We start from the raw sequence: 952 nt of genomic DNA on the forward strand, positions 1-952 counted from the left end.
CCAAAAGCCGGGAAACCTTGCGAAAACGGATACTGCAAATGCAGCCAAAACCACACGTTCTCAATCGCTTGCCCATTCTTCACGTGTGACGATCTAGCGCCAACAGAACACCTCGGACGCCGTGCGTCCGGCGACGGCGAACGGCATGGGGCAGCCTGCGCGTTCGGACTGGTGGCATGCCGCCCAAGTGAGTATGACGACATCCTAATTGACAGTTAAGCCGGTACGCCAAGCCTAATTGACATAGCGCTTTCTGAGACCTTGAAAATTCCAGCCAGTTTGTCAACGGACTTAGTGCCACCGTCGATATACTTATTCAGTAGATGCCACGGCATAAGAATGTCCGCCGCGAGCCGATTTGCCTGTGCTTCCATCGCATTGCTCAACCGACTTCGGTACAAGCCGTCATCTGTAATCCCATCACCGATCGAGTCTTGGTGCAGAATGAAATGCGCAATCTCATGTGCGGTTGTAAATCGCCGCCTATTAGAGTGATGCGCTTGGTTCACATAGATGGCATACCCAGACTTTCCTCCGTGTTTCTCAGACTTCATGATCTTGCCGCTTAGGTCACCAGGCCAGTCGGGAACATGGTAGACATTCACGCCAAGGTCTTTGGCCAGCGGTACAGTTTGCACAGGGGCGCCGCTCTGGTGCTGGCGCACGATTTCCATCTTGTCGGCGTATGTCAGCATTATTCGTCCTCCCCTGCGGGCACAGCATCTTCAACGGGTGCATCATCAGAATCAAAGTCGCCCTCCGTCTCGGTTTGCCCTTTGTCCGACCTTTGTTGCGCACGTTGGAGCTTCGTCATCTGATCGTTTGCCACTTCACGAGCAGCATCAATAGCTGCCGCTTTAACAGGCTGCTGAAAAACTCTGCCTCGACAGGGGTTTGAGAACGTGATTCACCCTTTGCACGGCATGCTGGAGGTGATGATGCGCGGGACGGA

General features: G+C 53.9%; 1 protein-coding gene. It reads right to left on the bottom strand.

Features of this window, described 5'->3' with window-relative positions; genetic code table 11:
- Nucleotides 1-215: 215 nt before the first annotated feature.
- Entirely contained in the window at nt 216-695 is a 480-nt protein-coding gene (locus P1J78_RS24980; RefSeq protein ID WP_275570077.1) for an ImmA/IrrE family metallo-endopeptidase, read from the bottom strand.
- Nucleotides 696-952: the final 257 nt, after the last annotated feature.

The sequence above is a fragment of the Psychromarinibacter sediminicola genome (assembly GCF_029168335.1).
GTDB lineage: Bacteria > Pseudomonadota > Alphaproteobacteria > Rhodobacterales > Rhodobacteraceae > Psychromarinibacter > Psychromarinibacter sediminicola.

Bases quoted from the DNA above. Each gene is read 5' to 3' on its own strand.
- P1J78_RS24980 (WP_275570077.1), bottom strand. From the start codon at position 695: ATGCTGACATACGCCGACAAGATGGAAATCGTGCGCCAGCACCAGAGC.